This window comes from Streptomyces sp. NBC_00096 (assembly GCF_045041305.1).
In the GTDB taxonomy this organism is placed as follows: Bacteria; Actinomycetota; Actinomycetes; order Streptomycetales; family Streptomycetaceae; genus Streptomyces.
The window spans coordinates 5,513,587-5,525,708 of sequence record NZ_CP108221.1 but is presented as its reverse complement, the minus strand read 5'-3'; the positions used below and the strand labels follow the sequence as shown (position 1 = coordinate 5,525,708).

Below are 12,122 nucleotides of genomic sequence, written 5' to 3'. Positions count from 1 at the left end.
GTTCTGCGTCCGGAAAGGAACCCCGACCGCATGCCGCTGACCTCGCCCCGCCGATCCGCCCTCGTCGACCAGGTGATCGCCCAGCTCAGGAACCAGATCACCACCGGCGAATGGCCCGTCGGCTCCCGCATCCCCACCGAGCCCGAGCTCGTGGAGCTGCTGGGCGTCGCCCGCAACACCGTGCGCGAGGCCGTCCGGGCGCTCGCGCACAACGGCCTCCTCGACATCCGCCAGGGTTCGGGTACGTACGTCCTGGCCACCAGCGAGCTGGCCGGGGTGATGCACCGCCGGTTCGCCGGCGCCGACCCCCGGCACATCGCGGAGCTGCGCTCGACGCTGGAGTCCTCGGCGGCCCGCCTGGCGGCGGAGCGGCGGACCGCGCGGGACCTCGTACAGCTGGACGCGCTGCTGGCGCGGCGCGAGGAGGCGTGGGCGGGCGGGGACGCGGAGGTGTTCGTCGCGGCGGACGTGGCCCTGCACATGGCGGTGGTGGCGGCCTCGCACAACGACGTGCTCATCGAGCTGTACGCGGACCTCGGGGACCTGGTGGCCGACTGGCTGCGCACCGACGTGGGCACGGACCTCGATCCGGCCTCGCACCTGGACCACGAGCGGCTGATCGAGGCGGTCCGACGCGGGGACGGGGACGCCGCGGCCTCGGAGGCGGCCGGCTATCCGTTCGCCTGTCTGGGCAAGGAGGCCCGGTCCGCCGGGCCCGCCCCGGCCGGGGCACCCGCCGCCGGGACCCCGCGGGTCACTGCCGCTGGTGGCTGACCCAGGCCGAGCGGACTTCCTTCCAGCAGCGGCTGGTGAGCTCAACCCGGCCGGCCGGGCCGACGGCCAGGGCGGCGCCGTCACCGTCCACGTCCCACCAGCGGTCGCATTCGACGTGCAGCCGGACCAGATCGGTCTGCGGATAGCCGTTGTGGCAGTACGCGACCACCTGCGAGCCGTTGATCTCCGTGTCGCAGTCGGCGCCGAAGAGCTCCCGGGTGGCGGGCGGCGCGGGCTGCACGGGCGGCTCGGCCGGGATCTGGGCCAGGTCGACGACGGCCGGGGCCTGGGCCTCCGTACCGGGTGCGGGATCGCCGCCCTCCCCCTGCGCGGTGGCCCCGGGGAGCAGGAATCCGGTCAGGACCACCGAGGTGACCAGCAGGGATACCGCTCGGCTCCGCCTCGCGCGCACTCCCGTACCCCCTCCCCGCAGGAGCCGGGAAGATCCCGACCTGGTCAGTTTGCAGGCAAATGTCCTGATTCTCGACTCGGGAAGAGCCCGCCGGACGGCGAAAATCTGATCGAGTGACCCCGTACGCTCCCCGTCCCCCAAGCCAAAACGGCGGCGGCCGCGCCTCCCGGAAGGGAAGGCGCGGCCGCCGCCGTACGGCTGGAGAAGAACCCGCGATCAGGCACCCATCGCGTGCAGGCCGCCGTCCACGTGGACGATCTCGCCGGTGGTCTTGGGGAACCAGTCCGACAGCAGGGCGACGACGCCCCGGCCCGCCGGCTCCGGGTCCGACATGTCCCACTCCATCGGGGAGCGCTGGTTCCAGATGTCCGCCAGGTCGGAGAAGCCCGGGATGGACTTCGCGGCCATCGAGCCGATCGGACCGGCCGAGACCAGGTTGCAGCGGATCTTCTCCTTGCCCAGGTCGCGGGCGAGGTAGCGGCTGGTGGCCTCCAGCGCGGCCTTGGCCGGGCCCATCCAGTCGTACTGCGGCCACGCGTACTGCGCGTCGAAGGTGAGGCCGACGACCGCGCCGCCCTCGTTCTCCGGGAAGAGCGGCTTGCACGCCATGGTCAGCGACTTCAGCGAGAACGCCGAGACGTGCATGGCGGTGGCGACCGACTCGAACGGGGTGTTCAGGAAGTTGCCGCCGAGGGCGTCCTGCGGCGCGAAGCCGATGGAGTGGACGACGCCGTCGAGGCCGCCGAGCTCCGCGCGGACGAGGTCCTCCACGCGGGCCAGGTGCTCGTCATTGGTGACGTCGAGCTCGATCACCTTGGCGGGCTTGGGCAGCTTGCGTGCGATGCGCTCGGTCAGCGTCGGCCGCGGGAACGCGGTGAGGATGACCTCGGCGCCCTGCTCCTGGGCCAGCCGGGCGGTGTGGAAGGCGATGGACGACTCCATCAGCACCCCGGTGATGAGGATGCGCTTTCCGTCGAGAATTCCGCTCATGGTGATCAGTGACCCATGCCCAATCCGCCGTCAACGGGAATGACGGCTCCTGTGATGTACGCGGCGTTGTCGGACGCCAGGAAGCTGACGGCGGCCGCGATCTCCTCGGGCTGCGCGTAACGGCCCAGGGGCACCTGGCCGACGATGCCGGCCCGCTGCTCGTCGGTGAGCACCTTCGTCATGTCGGTGTCCACGAAGCCCGGGGCGACGACGTTGAAGGTGATGTTGCGGGAGCCCAGCTCACGGGCGAGGGAGCGGGCGAAGCCGACCAGCGCCGCCTTGGAGGCGGCGTAGTTGGCCTGGCCGGCCGAACCGAGCAGTCCGACGACCGAGGAGATCAGGACGACGCGGCCCTTCTTGGCCCGGAGCATGCCGCGGTTCGCGCGCTTGACCACACGGAACGTGCCGGTCAGGTTGGTGTCGACGACCGAGGCGAAATCGTCCTCGGACATGCGCATCAGCAGCGTGTCCTTGGTGATGCCGGCATTGGCGACGAGGACCTCGACCGCGCCGTGGGCCTCCTCGACCTCCTTGTACGCCTGGTCGACCTGGTCGGAGTCGGTGATGTCGCAACGGACCGCCAGCACGCCCAGAGCCGTGAGCTCCGCCGGGGGCTCGCCCGACCGGTACGTGATCGCGACCTTGTCTCCGGCCTCCGCGAAGGCTCGGGCGATGGCGAGGCCGATGCCCCGGTTTCCTCCGGTGACGAGAACCGAGCGGCTCAACGGATCACCCTTTCGACTAGCGGTCTGAATACCAAAAACCTATAGGTCATGTACCCCATACGGAGAATCGACCTCCGACAGGGCCTCGGTACGGGCTCTGTCGAGTCCCTACAGAAAGATGTAGGCACGGCAAGCCGCGGCGCGACATGATCGTGCCATCTGCCCCGACTCCGGGAGGACCCTCCGTGCCCCATTCCATCGACGCGGCCTTCACCGCGCTGCCCTTGCGGGCGCTCGCCGACGCGGCGCTCGCCCGGGCCCGCGCGCTGGGCGCCGACCATGCCGACTTCCGCCTGGAGCGCATCCGCAGCGCCTCCTGGCGGCTGCGCGACGCCAAGCCCTCAGGCGGCTCCGACACCACCGACATCGGCTACGCGGTCCGCGTGGTGCACGGGGGCAGCTGGGGGTTCGCCTCCGGTGTGGACCTGACCATGGACGGCGCCGCCAAGGTGGCCTCGCAGGCCGTGGCCATGGCCAAGCTCTCCGCCCAGGTCATCAAGGCCGCCGGCTCCGACGAGCGGGTCGAGCTCGCCGACGAGCCGGTGCACGCCGACAAGACCTGGATCTCCGCCTACGACGTGAACCCCTTCGAGGTGCCGGACACCGAGAAGGCCGCGCTGCTCGCCGATTTCAGCGCGCGCCTCCTGGCGGCCGACGGGGTGGCCCACGTGGACGCCTCGCTCCTCGCGGTCCACGAGAACAAGTTCTACGCCGACACCGCGGGCACCTCCACCACCCAGCAGCGGGTGCGCGTCCACCCGCAGCTCACCGCCGTCGCCGTGAACGCCACCACCGGCGAGTTCGACTCGATGCGCACCATCGCCCCGCCGGCCGGGCGCGGCTGGGAGTACCTGACCGGCACCGGCTGGGACTGGAACTCCGAGCTGGAGTCGATCCCCGGGCTGCTCGCCGAGAAGATGCGGGCGCCGGGCGTCGAGGCCGGGCGCTACGACCTGGTCGTGGACCCGTCCAACCTGTGGCTCACCATCCACGAGTCCATCGGCCACGCCACCGAGCTGGACCGGGCGCTGGGCTACGAGGCCGCGTACGCCGGGACCTCCTTCGCCACCTTCGACCAGCTGGGCAAGCTCGCCTACGGCTCCCCGATCATGAACGTGACGGGCGACCGGACGGCCGAGCACGGGCTGGCCACCATCGGCTACGACGACGAGGGCGTCGAGGCCCAGAGCTGGGACCTGGTCAAGGACGGCACCCTGGCCGGCTACCAGACGGACCGGCGGATCGCGAAGCTGACCGGCCTCGGCCGCTCCAACGGCTGCGCCTACGCCGACTCCCCCGGGCACGTGCCCGTGCAGCGCATGGCGAACGTCTCGCTCCAGCCGGATCCGGGCGGGCTCTCCACCGAGGACCTGATCGGCGGGGTGGAACGCGGGATCTACGTGGTCGGCGACCGCTCCTGGTCGATCGACATGCAGCGCTACAACTTCCAGTTCACCGGGCAGCGCTTCTTCCGCATCGAGAACGGCAAGCTGGCCGGGCAGCTGCGCGATATCGCGTACCAGGCCACGACCACGGAGTTCTGGGGCTCGATGGAGAAGGTCGGCGGTCCGCAGACCTACGTCCTGGGCGGCGCCTTCAACTGCGGCAAGGCCCAGCCGGGCCAGGTCGCGGCGGTCTCGCACGGCTGCCCCTCCGCGCTGTTCCGCGACGTGAACATCTTGAACACCACGCAGGAGGCCGGACGCTGATGTCGACGAGTCGCACGAACCCCCACGAGATCGTCGAGCGGGCCCTGCAGCTGTCCACCGCGGACGGCTGCGTCGTCATCGCCGACGAGAACTCGACGGCCAACCTGCGCTGGGCGGGCAACGCGCTCACCACGAACGGCGTGACGCGCGGCCGGACCCTCACGGTCATCGCCACCGTCGACGGCAAGGAGGGCACGGCCTCGGGGGTCGTCTCGCGCTCCGCCGTCACCGCCGGGGAACTGGAGCCACTGGTCCGGGCCGCCGAGGCGGCCGCCCGCGGGGCCGGTCCGGCGGAGGACGCGCGGCCGCTGGTCACCGGCACCCCGTCCTCGCCGGACTTCACCGACGCGCCGGCCGAGACCTCCTCGGCGGTGTTCGCGGACTTCGCCCCGGCACTCGGCGAGGCCTTCGCCCGGGCCCGCACGGGCGGCCGCGAGCTGTACGGCTTCGCCAACCACGAGCTGGTCTCCACGTACATCGGGACCTCCACGGGGCTGCGCCTGCGCCACGACCAGCCCAACGGCACCCTGGAGCTCAACGCCAAGTCGCCGGACCGGCAGCGCTCCGCCTGGGCCGGCCGCGCGACCCGGGACTTCAAGGACGTGGACCCGACCGCGCTCGACGCGGAGCTGGCCGTACGCCTCGGCTGGGCGGAGCGGAAGATCGAGCTGCCCGCCGGGCGGTACGAGACGCTGCTGCCGCCCACCGCGGTGGCCGACCTGCTGATCTACCAGATGTGGTCGGCGGCGGCCCGGGACGCGGTGGAGGGCCGGACGGTCTTCTCCAAGCCCGGCGGCGGCACCCGGATCGGCGAGCGGCTCTCCGGGCTCCCGCTGACCCTGCGCAGCGACCCGAACGCACCGGGCCTGGAGTCCGCGCCGTTCGTGATCGCCCACAGCTCCGGCGACGACGCCTCCGTCTTCGACAACGGTCTGCCGGTCCCGCCGACCGAGTGGATCAAGGACGGCGAGCTGGCCCGGCTGACCACGACCCGGCACAGCGCGGAACTGACCGGGCTGCCGGTCTCCCCTTCGTTCGGGAACCTCATCCTGGACGCGGGCGGCGAGAAGTCGCTGGAGGAGATGGTGGCCGCCACGGAGCGGGGGCTGCTGCTGACCTGCCTCTGGTACATCCGCGAGGTGGACCCGGCGACGCTGCTGCTCACGGGGCTGACCCGGGACGGCGTCTACCTGGTGGAGGACGGCCAGGTCGTCGGCGAGGTCAACAACTTCCGGTTCAACGAGTCCCCGGTGGACCTGCTCTCGCGGGCCTCCGAGGCCGGCCGGACCGAGAAGACCCTGCCGCGCGAGTGGAACGACTGGTTCACCCGGACCGCGATGCCGGCGCTGCGCATCCCGGACTTCAACATGAGCTCGGTCAGCAAGGGGGTCTGATCGGCAAGGGGGTCTGATCAACAAAAAGGCCGAGGTCCGCGCCTTCCCCGCCTAGACTGGCGGGGAAACACCCCAGCTTTCTGTTTCATCCGTTCCATCTCGTTCAAGGAGACCCAGAACCGTGACGGACATCGTCGACGAACTGAAGTGGCGCGGGCTCTTCGCCCAGTCCACCGACGAAGAAGCGCTGCGCAAGGCGTTCGCGGACGGTCCCGTCACGTTCTATTGCGGCTTCGACCCGACGGCGGCCTCGCTGCACGTGGGTCACCTGGTGCAGGTCCTGACCGTGCGCCGGCTCCAGCAGGCGGGCAACCGTCCGCTGGCGCTGGTCGGCGGGGCCACCGGGCAGATCGGTGACCCGCGGCCGACCGCCGAGCGCACCCTGAACGACCCGGAGACCATCGCGAACTGGGTGACGCGCCTGCGCACCCAGATCGAGCCGTTCCTGTCCTTCGAGGGCGAGAACGCGGCGGTCATGGTGAACAACCTGGACTGGACGGCGGGCATGTCCGCCATCGAGTTCCTCCGGGACATCGGCAAGCACTTCCGCGTCAACAAGATGCTGACGAAGGACTCGGTCGCCAAGCGCCTGGAGTCCGACCAGGGCATCAGCTACACGGAGTTCAGCTACCAGCTGCTCCAGGGGATGGACTTCCTGGAGCTGTACCGGCGCCACGGCTGCGTGCTCCAGCAGGGCGGCTCCGACCAGTGGGGCAACCTGACGGCCGGTCTCGACCTGATCCACCGGGTGGAGCCGGAGGCGCACGTCCACGCCATCGCGACCCCGCTGATGGTCAAGGCGGACGGCACCAAGTTCGGCAAGTCGGAGAGCGGCGCCGTCTGGCTCGACCCGGAGATGACCACCCCGTACGCGTTCTACCAGTTCTGGCTGAACGTGGACGACCGGGACGTCTCCACCTACATGCGCATCCTGTCCTTCCAGACCCGTGAGGAGCTGGAGGCGCTGGAGGCGCAGACCGCCGAGCGGCCGCAGGCGCGCGCCGCCCAGCGGGCGCTCGCGGAGGAGCTGACCACGCTGGTGCACGGCGCGGACCAGTGCGCCGCCGTGATCGCGGCGTCCAGGGCGCTGTTCGGCCAGGGCGAGCTGGCGGACCTGGACGAGGCCACGCTGGCCGCGGCCCTGTCCGAGCTGCCGCACGCGCGGGTCACCGAGCCGGGTCTGGTCGTCGACCTCCTCGCGGAGACGGGTCTGGTCGCCAGCAAGTCGGCGGCCCGCCGGACCGTGAAGGAGGGCGGTGCCTACGTGAACAACGTGAAGGTCGCCTCCGAGGACGCCGTCCCGGCCAAGGAGGACCTGCTGCACGGGCGCTGGCTGGTGCTGCGCCGCGGCAAGAAGAACCTGGCCGCGGTCGAGGTCACCGGCTAGCCGGGACCGGGCGAACACGGAGCAGGGGCCGGTCCGGACGCACTGTCCGGACCGGCCCCTGCTCCGTGTTCCGTGTTCCGTGCGTCCGGCTAGGTCATCTGCCGCTTGTTGCCGCGGATCGAGCTGTAGATGAGGTCACCGAGCCCGACGATCACGACGGCTCCGGCAAGCTGCAGCAAGTGCCGGATCCAGTCGATGCCCTTGGTCTCGTTGACTCCGATCCACGTGGCCACCGCGTTGCCGAGCACGGCACCGAGGATGCCGAAGACGGTGGTCAGCCAGAGGGGCTGGTGCTGCTTGCCCGGCAGGATCGCCCGGGCTATCAGTCCCAGCACAAAACCGACGATGATCGCCCACAACCAACCCATGTCGAGCCTCCTCCTGGCGCGTTGTGCGCATGTGGGCCCAGTCTCGACCCGTCCGGCCCACGCCGCATTTCGGACGGCTCCATTCGGGGGACACCCCCTCTGCCCGGTTCGTGAGGGGCGGCGTACCGTGGGAGCGTCCGGACCGGGGAGTGTCCGGCGGTCGATCGGGTGGTGGGTTGTGGAGCGGACGAAGCGGAACGGAGCCGAGGTCTTCCGGATCACGGGAGCGCGGATGAGCCTCGCCGAGGACGTGCGGGGACGCCAGCGCCGGTACGTGATCTCGATGGGGATCAGGACCCTGTCGGTCATCGCGACGGTCGTGCTGTGGAACGTGCAGCGGCCCGTGGCCATGGTGACGCTCGCGGCGGGGGCGTTGCTGCCGTACATCGCGGTGGTCATCGCCAACGCGGGTCGCGAGTCGACGCCCTCTCTCCCGTCGCACTTCATTCCGACTCCTGTGCACCCGGCACTGGGCGACGGAAACCTCAAGAAAAGCTCAGATCAATCATGAAGTTCCAGTGCACCGTACCGGGTCCTGCGTGACATACTGCCTACGCGCTCCGCATCCCCCGTCGGAGCGACGGACCGACGCCGGGCAGCTCCCCCCGTGGCTGCTCGGCGTCGCCATTCCGTCTTAGGGTTGAGCCGTGACTCCCCTTGACGAGACCTCCGAGAACTCCGGGACCTCCCCGAACGAAGCGCCCCGCGCGGACGCGCCCAGCTGCTCCGCCAAGGGCTGCCGTGAGGCGGCCTCCTGGGTCCTGGCGTGGAACAACCCGAAGCTGCACACCCCCGAGCGCCGCAAGACCTGGCTGGCGTGCGAGGAGCACCGCGAGCACCTGTCCCAGTTCCTGGGGGTCCGCGGTTTCCTCAAGGACGTGGTGAAGCTCGACGAGTGGGTACAGCCCGAGGGCTCGGAACGGATCTAGCCGTTCCGAGCCCCCGGTCCGTGCGGTCGCGGCGGTCAGCCGCCGATCGCCGACATCGGGCGGTCGGGCTGCAGGAAGGTCGGGTCGTCGAGGCCGGACCCGGCCTTCTTGCCCCACATCGCCACCTTCCACAGCCGGGCGATCTCCTCGTCCGGGGCGCCCGAGCGCAGGGCGGCGCGCAGGTCCGATTCCTCGGTGGCGAAGAGGCAGGTGCGGATCTGGCCGTCGGCGGTGAGGCGCGTACGGTCGCAGGCTCCGCAGAAGGGGCGGGTGACGGAGGCGATGACGCCGACGGTGGCCGTGCCGCCGTCCACGACCCAGCGCTCGGCCGGGGCGCTGCCGCGCTCGTCGGCGCCTTCCTCGGTGAGGGTGAAGCGGGTGCGCAGGGATTCCAGGATGTCACCGGCGGTGATCATGCCGTCGCGCTTCCAGCCGTGCTGGGCGTCGAGGGGCATCTGCTCGATGAAGCGGAGCTCGTACTCGTTCTCCACGGCCCAGGCGAGCAGGTCGGGGGCCTCGTCGTCGTTCAGCCCGGGCATCAGCACGGCGTTGACCTTGACGGGGGTGAGGCCGGCCTCGCGGGCGGCGGCCATGCCCTCGATGACGTCCTTGTGGCGGTCGCGCCGGGTGAGGGTCTTGAAGACCTCGGGCCGCAGGGTGTCCAGGGAAACGTTCACCCGGTCCAGGCCGGCGGCCTTGAGGGCCTGCGCGGTGCGCTTGAGGCCGATGCCGTTGGTGGTCAGGGACATCTTGGGGCGGGGCTCCAGGGCCGCGCACTGTTCGACGATCCCGACCAGTCCGGGGCGCAGGAGCGGCTCGCCGCCGGTGAAGCGGACCTCTTCGATCCCGAGCTGGGTCACCGCGATGCGGATCAGCCTGACGATCTCGTCGTCGGTGAGCAGATCGGACTTCCCGAGCCACTGCAGACCCTCCTCGGGCATGCAGTAGGTACAGCGCAGATTGCACCGGTCGGTGAGCGAGACGCGCAGGTCAGTGGCCACGCGGCCATAGGTGTCGAGAAGCACTGTAAGCCCCCTCCCCTGTCCGGTTTGTAGAGGTTTGCGCCGCGATGGGTGAGACTACGAGCGCTACTGACGAGCCTACGCGAAGGCCGTGGCATGTAGGGGTGCCCAAAGGAACGAGACGGGGCATGGCCGTGTCGTAGGGAAATACGACACGGCCACGCCCTGTGCTCGGAGGATCCCGGTCAGCCGCAGGCCGTCAGTGCGCGCCGGTTCCGGTGAGTGAGCGGACTTCCAGCTCCGCGAATTTCTGCGGGTCGGCCTTCTCCTTGGAGAGGACGGTTCCCAGCCACCCCAGCAGGAAGCCGAGCGGGATGGAGATGATGCCGGGGTTCTCCAGGGGGAACCAGTAGAAGTCGGCCCCCTTGAACATCGAGGTGGGCTTCCCCGACACGACCGGGGAGAAGAGCACCAGGACGACCGAGGAGACCAGACCGCCGTAGATCGACCACAGCGCTCCCTGGGTGGTGAAGCGCTTCCAGAAGAGGCTGTAGAGGATCGTCGGCAGGTTGGCGGAGGCCGCGACCGCGAAGGCGAGGGCGACGAGCCCGGCCACGTTGAGGTCGCGGGCCAGGGCGCCCAGGCCGATGGCGACGGCGCCGATGACCACGGTGGACCAGCGGGCCGCCCGCACCTCCTCCTTCTCGGTGGCCTTGCCCTTGCGGATCACGTTCACGTAGATGTCGTGGGCGAAGGACGAGGAGGAGGCCAGCGTCAGGCCCGCGACGACCGCGAGGATGGTGGCGAAGGCCACCGCGGAGATCACGGCGAGCAGCACCGCGCCGCCGGTGGAGTCCGCGCCGCCGCCGATCTCCTGGGCGAGGAGCGGGGCCGCGGTGGTGCCGGCCTTGTTGGAGGCGATGATGTCGGCCCGCTTGAGCAGCGCCGCGGCGCCGAATCCGAGCACGATCGTCATCAGGTAGAAGGCGCCGATGATGCCGATGGCCCAGTTCACGGACTTGCGGGCGGCCTTGGCCGTGGGGACCGTGTAGAAGCGGATCAGGATGTGCGGCAGGCCCGCGGTGCCGAGGACCAGGGCGAGGCCCAGGGAGATGAAGTCGAGCTTCGTGATCGAGTCCTTGCCGTACTTCAGGCCCGGCTCCAGGAACTTCGCCCCCTGCCCGCTGTTGTCGGCGGCCTTGCCCAGCAGGTCCGAGATGTTGAAGTTGAACTTGACCAGCACCAGGAAGGTGATCAGCAGCGTGCCCGCGATCAGCAGGACGGCCTTGATCATCTGGACCCAGGTGGTGCCCTTCATTCCGCCGATGGTGACGTAGAGGATCATCAGGAGGCCGACCAGCGAGACGATCACGATCTTGCCGAGGTCGCTGGTGATGCCGAGGAGCAGCGAGACGAGCACGCCGGCTCCGGCCATCTGGGCGAGCAGGTAGAAGATCGAGACCACGATGGTGGAGGTGCCGGCGGCGGTCCGCACGGGGCGCTGGCGCATCCGGTACGCGAGCACGTCGCCCATCGTGTAGCGGCCGGAGTTGCGCAGCGGCTCGGCGACCAGGAGCAGCGCCACCAGCCAGGCGACCAGGAAGCCGATGGAGTAGAGGAAGCCGTCGTAGCCGAAGAGCGCGATGGCTCCGGCGATGCCGAGGAAGGACGCGGCGGACATGTAGTCGCCGGAGATGGCCAGGCCGTTCTGGAAACCGGTGAACTGGCGGCCGCCCGCGTAGAAGTCGGCGGCGTCCTTGGTCTGGCGGCCGGCCCAGACCGTGATGACCAGGGTGGCCACGACGAACAGCCCGAACAGGGTGATGATCAGCGGGCGGTGCTCGGTGGCTCCGGCGGCGGTGGTCGTACCCGCCGTGGCCGCCGCGCCGACGGCCACGTACAGCGGGGCGCTCATTCGCCCGCCTCCATCCGTGCCTTGATGGCCGAGGCCTTCGGGTCGAGCTTGGCCGCCGCGTGGCGCGAGTACAGCCAGGCGATGAGGAAGGTCGTCGCGAACTGGCCGAGGCCGAGCACGAGGGCGACGTTGATGTTGCCGAAGAGCTTCGTCCCCATGAACCCGCCCGCGTAGTTGGAGAGCAGGACGTAGAGCAGGTACCAGGCGATGAACGCCGCGGTGAGCGGGAAGGCGAAGGAGCGGTGGGCGCGGCGCAGGTCGGCGAACTCCGCGCTCTGCTGGACGCGTACGAACTCTTCGGCCGCGGGGCCCGCCGGCGGCGTTCCCGCGCTGCCCGGGGGCGGCGCTGCTTCGGTGGTCACGGGGGACTCTCCTTGTGACGCGGGTGCGGTGGGGACGACGGACAAAACAACCTCCGTGTGGGGGGACGGTGGCGCTGATCCCCCCTGTCAACGGCACGGCCGGCGCGTCGGGACGGTTCAACACCCTTTGTTTCTCTGGGAACTGATTTCTCGAACTGATGGCGCAGAGTCGAACGGCGGCACTAGGTTCCGGTG

Annotated in this window: 13 protein-coding genes; 6 read left to right on the top strand and 7 right to left on the bottom strand. The window is 70.3% G+C overall.

Annotated features, from left to right (window positions below):
• Positions 1-30 precede the first annotated feature (30 nt).
• Positions 31-774: a FadR/GntR family transcriptional regulator gene (locus tag OG904_RS24420; protein ID WP_405494377.1), complete on the top strand. Its 744-nt coding sequence runs from the start codon at positions 31-33 to the stop codon at positions 772-774.
• On the opposite strand, the gene OG904_RS24415 is transcribed toward OG904_RS24420, so the two are convergent.
• The 3 genes from OG904_RS24415 to fabG form a co-directional block, all read right to left on the bottom strand.
• On the bottom strand, positions 755-1,186 hold the full coding sequence (locus OG904_RS24415; protein WP_405494375.1) for a hypothetical protein: 432 nt from the start codon (positions 1,184-1,186) through the stop codon (positions 755-757). The two genes, OG904_RS24420 and OG904_RS24415, sit on opposite strands and share 20 nt — an antisense overlap.
• Before the next feature lie 216 nt (positions 1,187-1,402).
• Positions 1,403-2,176, bottom strand: coding sequence for an enoyl-ACP reductase FabI (gene fabI / locus OG904_RS24410; protein ID WP_328297920.1), 774 nt, complete (start codon positions 2,174-2,176; stop codon positions 1,403-1,405).
• A 5-nt stretch (positions 2,177-2,181) separates the two neighbouring features.
• The gene (gene fabG, locus OG904_RS24405) at positions 2,182-2,901 is read right to left on the bottom strand and encodes a 3-oxoacyl-[acyl-carrier-protein] reductase (RefSeq protein ID WP_328297921.1); all 720 of its coding nucleotides are present in this window, start codon (positions 2,899-2,901) and stop codon (positions 2,182-2,184) included.
• 185 nt (positions 2,902-3,086) lie between these two features.
• On the opposite strand from fabG, the gene OG904_RS24400 reads away from it, so the two are divergent.
• From OG904_RS24400 to tyrS, 3 genes are all read left to right on the top strand, one after another.
• Complete coding sequence (locus OG904_RS24400) at positions 3,087-4,610, top strand: TldD/PmbA family protein (protein ID WP_405494372.1); 1,524 nt, start codon at positions 3,087-3,089, stop codon at positions 4,608-4,610.
• Positions 4,610-6,004, top strand: coding sequence for a metallopeptidase TldD-related protein (locus tag OG904_RS24395; RefSeq protein WP_405494370.1), 1,395 nt, complete (start codon positions 4,610-4,612; stop codon positions 6,002-6,004). Before OG904_RS24400 ends, OG904_RS24395 begins: the two co-directional genes overlap by 1 nt.
• Positions 6,005-6,125: 121 nt before the next feature.
• Complete coding sequence (tyrS, locus tag OG904_RS24390; protein WP_405494368.1) at positions 6,126-7,391, top strand: tyrosine--tRNA ligase; 1,266 nt, start codon at positions 6,126-6,128, stop codon at positions 7,389-7,391.
• An 89-nt stretch (positions 7,392-7,480) separates the two neighbouring features.
• Here the strand turns inward: tyrS and OG904_RS24385 are convergent, their stop codons facing one another.
• A complete protein-coding gene (locus tag OG904_RS24385) occupies positions 7,481-7,759 on the bottom strand; it encodes a GlsB/YeaQ/YmgE family stress response membrane protein (RefSeq protein WP_405494366.1) in 279 nt (92 codons plus the stop codon).
• A gap of 232 nt (positions 7,760-7,991) precedes the next feature.
• Here OG904_RS24385 and OG904_RS24380 point away from each other — a divergent pair, with 232 nt between their 5' ends.
• Together OG904_RS24380 and OG904_RS24375 are read left to right on the top strand one after the other, a co-directional pair.
• The gene (locus OG904_RS24380; protein ID WP_405494364.1) at positions 7,992-8,270 is read left to right on the top strand and encodes a DUF3099 domain-containing protein; all 279 of its coding nucleotides are present in this window, start codon (positions 7,992-7,994) and stop codon (positions 8,268-8,270) included.
• 136 nt (positions 8,271-8,406) lie between these two features.
• Positions 8,407-8,688: a hypothetical protein gene (locus tag OG904_RS24375; protein WP_405494362.1), complete on the top strand. Its 282-nt coding sequence runs from the start codon at positions 8,407-8,409 to the stop codon at positions 8,686-8,688.
• Between the two features lie 35 nt (positions 8,689-8,723).
• On the opposite strand, the gene moaA is transcribed toward OG904_RS24375, so the two are convergent.
• The 3 genes from moaA to OG904_RS24360 all read right to left on the bottom strand — a co-directional run bounded on the left by moaA (position 8,724) and on the right by OG904_RS24360 (position 11,927).
• The gene (gene moaA / locus OG904_RS24370) at positions 8,724-9,713 is read right to left on the bottom strand and encodes a GTP 3',8-cyclase MoaA (RefSeq protein ID WP_405494360.1); all 990 of its coding nucleotides are present in this window, start codon (positions 9,711-9,713) and stop codon (positions 8,724-8,726) included.
• A 196-nt stretch (positions 9,714-9,909) separates the two neighbouring features.
• Positions 9,910-11,565: a cation acetate symporter gene (locus OG904_RS24365; RefSeq protein ID WP_405494358.1), complete on the bottom strand. Its 1,656-nt coding sequence runs from the start codon at positions 11,563-11,565 to the stop codon at positions 9,910-9,912.
• Positions 11,562-11,927: a DUF485 domain-containing protein gene (locus OG904_RS24360; RefSeq protein WP_405494356.1), complete on the bottom strand. Its 366-nt coding sequence runs from the start codon at positions 11,925-11,927 to the stop codon at positions 11,562-11,564. Before OG904_RS24360 ends, OG904_RS24365 begins: the two co-directional genes overlap by 4 nt.
• Between the last annotated feature and the right edge of the window lie 195 nt (positions 11,928-12,122).